Here is a 3,444-nt window from a genome sequence, read left to right as displayed (position 1 = left end):
ACAAGATAAGGTTTTTGAAGCTAGAAGTAGAAGCAATCAGTCTGCAATAGCATGAGCCTTTAAATCTTTCAGGCTTATTAGTTCTAATGCTGATTCTTCACAGGCTTCCAGTTTTACCTTAGGAGCCATACCAGCCACAAAAGCTTCTTGCCAGCGTCCAGCGCACAGGCACCAGCAATCTCCGGCCTTTAAGCCTGGGAAATTATATTCGGGTATAGGCGTACTCAAGTCGTTGCCTGCCTCTTTGCTAAAGGTGAGGAATTCCTCTGTCATTAGAGAGCATACCACATGCCTTCCATGATCGTTCCCGTCCGTTTGACAGCTTCCATTTCGGTACCACCCGGTCATATTTTCGAGGCAACAGGGAACAAGGTCGTTTCCTAGCACATTTTTTGGTTGGTTCGGTTTGAGGGGTGCAATCATAGGTAGAATTGAGCTTAAAATTAATAGCCCTGAGTTGTTTTGAATAAGTTTTGCCGCAGGGGGTCTAGGTTTAATGATTTCCGGCATTCCTCTAAAATGAGCTGGGTGGAAGATGTCCCGATTCTGGATACTCCAAGATGTTTCATTTTTAAAAGGGTAACCAAGTTTTTGATTCCACCGGCTGCTTTGATTTCGACCTTGTTTGAACAAGTGCCAGCCATGAGGGCAATATCGTGTTCAGTCGCCCCCATTGTGGCCATGCTCCCATCTGCCTGGGCTATATATCCGAATCCAGTTGAGGTTTTTACCCAGTTTGCTCCAACGGTTTCACAAATCTTGCAGAGTTTTTTCTTAATACTGTCTCCGTCGCTATCCGGTTCGCATGAGTTCCAATAATCGTTTTCAAAAATAACTTTGGTTTTTGCATTTCCTTGCCTAGCAGTTTCGCAAACTTGTGAGATTTCCTCCTCTATATATTCCCAGTCTCCACTTCTTGCTTTTCCTAGATTAATGACCATATCCACCTCTCTGGCTCCCTGCTCGCAGGCTCTTTGAGTTTCCAACTTTTTTACTTCGCTTAGGTTTGCTCCATGAGGAAATCCAATTACCGTGCAAACTTCCACGCTGGAAGCTTTCAATCTCTTTACAGCCTGATCAACATGGTATGGCTTTACACAGACTGTTGCCACTTCGTAGAGATGGGCAAGGGAGCAACCAGAAGCAAGTTCCTCATCCGTTAGGGTGGGGTGGAGCAAGGCATGATCGATCATCCCGGCAATTTCTTGGTAGGTATACTCTTCTATCTGCACAATTCTACCAAACCTGTACTGAGCTCTTCCATTCAGCAAGTCTGGATTCTCTAGCTTGCTCAGAATTAGCCTGCTAACATTAAGTGATTCTTCCACTGAGTTTACTTTTAGGGATTATTTTAAGAGTAGCACCAATTGGATCTATCATGAAGGCATGAAGTCGATTTATTATGGGCTCTGTAATAATGTGCCAAGTTTCTATGAACATGTAACTAGTTTCTGGATAACGATTGAATAGACTTGTTTTTTAGCTGTCACTCTGAGCTTGAAGTAGAAAAGATAGCCAACCTGTTGAAGCCTCTCGATGCTTTGGCTTGCCCTTGCACACTCACAATCATCGTATCTTCTTCTGACAGGGAATGAATAAAGTTCTCCGATAATTACACCTGTGGGTAAGCGTAGAAAACTCGTGTAGGGGACTAAATTGTTTCACGGGAGCACGCACCTATTTTTTCACAAAAGGCAATAGAGGTTAAACTTTCAGTCACAAGGGAAAAAGAAACGAGCGGCGTATTAATTTCTAATCGCGGAAGCCGTTCTGGGTATTCCCTTTACTTAGAGGAAGGAATCCCTTTTTTTCCTGTCGTCTGGGTGGGGTGTTATATACTTCTCGGGCTACCCAAATACTTCCTGGGAATCGGATATCTTTATTATTGATAGTCAATCATGCAGGACAAGTTTATCTCAATGCTGAAGACGAGATTCTAGTCGTAGGAAAGTTACCAATTTTATTAAAAAACGATCCTCAGGATCCACTCGAAATTGGAAATGATTCGCTTTCAACCGTTGGCAACTATAACCAGGATCCTCGCTTTAAGGGATTTATCCATCAAGCTAAACTGAAACTTAAGTAATTCCTTTCCTTTAAATAATGAAATTTATATTACCTTTACTACTCGCCTTCGCACTTCCATTTTTTTCGTTTGCTAAGAACGAAACGAGTACCCCGTTTTTTGGAAAACAGGTAAGTCAAAGTGGAATTAAACATTCATTTCTAATCTGTGGAAATAAAACAGTTCTGTTGAATGAGAATTCAGAAATTGTTTGGCAAACCGAGGGTTATGGTCGCGATGGCTTCATTCTTCCCAATGGTCACATATTAGTTTCAGTCGGAAATGTTGCCAAAGAAATTACTCGAAAGGGCGAGACTGTATGGAGCTACAAACTAAGCAAGGGAAATAAGGAACTTGGTTCATGTGTACGGCTTCAAAACGGAAATACATTAGTTGTAGAACGCGGGGTTAAACCCCAATTACTCGAGGTAAGCAAGACGGGTTCGATCGCAGTAACGGTTCCGCTTAAGCCAGAAACTACAAATGCCCATATGCAAACGAGGATGGCTCGAAAGTTGGCCAATGGTAATTACATTGTACCCCATCTTCTAGCATTCGCGGTTAAGGAATATAAGCCAGATGGAACGGTTGTGCGAACGATCAAAACGGACCTGACTGAACTAGGTGGCCGCAAGGAAAGAAATTGGCCTTTTACCGCAATTGAAGTGAAGGGTAGGAACCTGTTAGTAAATCTAACCAATGGTAACAAAACAGTTGAGTTTGATCATGCTGGAAAAGTTGTCTGGCGGGTGGATAATTCGCATGTGGGCGGACGGTTTGCAGATCCATGTGGCGGCCAACGATTATCAAATGGCAACACGGTTATATGTAGTTATGGGCAAAAAAAGGGAGATATGCCAAAACTCTTTGAGGTGAATCGAAAAAAAGAAGTTGTCTGGGAATACTTTAATCCAGCGGTTCGTGCTCACGAAGTTCATGTGATCACTACCAATGGAGAGGTGGAGGGCACTTTAAAATAAGAGAGTCTAGAAATTTTAATTTACTCAAAACATATAGTTAATCATGTAAGATGCTGTTTTGATAGTGAACAAGTATGTCTCAATTTCTTCTTGAATCCACGCCGGGATAGCTCAGTGGGTAGACCAACGCATTCGTTAAAAAGTATTCTGTGGCTTAAGTAAATATATTAAAGGGGGCCTGTTGGACAGAGGATAACAATTGTTGCCCGATTTTGGCTAAATCTTGACACTTTTGGGACATATTTATCTTTGATGTTTAGTCTTCTTTTTTAATGAGCTTTGGTATAATGACTTCTTGCCCCCTTCCCTGACTCATTTCTGAGTATTAGCTTAACAAACTAATTTCGTTATTAATAGTTGACTAAAAAAAGCTAACTTAAAAATTTACTAACTCTTTAA

General features: G+C 41.6%; 3 protein-coding genes. 1 reads left to right on the top strand and 2 read right to left on the bottom strand.

Annotation, left to right across the window (positions count from 1 at the left end; genetic code table 11):
- Positions 1–36: 36 nt before the first annotated feature.
- Together ACKPQ4_RS03695 and deoC are read right to left on the bottom strand one after the other, a co-directional pair.
- The gene (locus ACKPQ4_RS03695; RefSeq protein ID WP_407679862.1) at positions 37–423 is read right to left on the bottom strand and encodes a DUF2237 family protein; all 387 of its coding nucleotides are present in this window, start codon (positions 421–423) and stop codon (positions 37–39) included.
- Positions 424–443: 20 nt separating this feature from the next.
- Positions 444–1,328, bottom strand: coding sequence for a deoxyribose-phosphate aldolase (gene deoC, locus ACKPQ4_RS03690; RefSeq protein ID WP_407679861.1), 885 nt, complete (start codon positions 1,326–1,328; stop codon positions 444–446).
- Positions 1,329–2,103: 775 nt separating this feature from the next.
- On the opposite strand from deoC, the gene ACKPQ4_RS03685 reads away from it, so the two are divergent.
- On the top strand, positions 2,104–3,045 hold the full coding sequence (locus ACKPQ4_RS03685; protein ID WP_407679860.1) for a beta-propeller domain-containing protein: 942 nt from the start codon (positions 2,104–2,106) through the stop codon (positions 3,043–3,045).
- Positions 3,046–3,444 lie beyond the last annotated feature (399 nt).

Source organism: Candidatus Chordibacter forsetii, assembly GCF_964187505.1.
Lineage (GTDB): Bacteria > Verrucomicrobiota > Verrucomicrobiia > Opitutales > Seribacteraceae > Chordibacter > Chordibacter forsetii.
Note: the sequence above shows the minus strand (reverse complement) of the source record. Positions and strands in the feature narration are given on the sequence as shown.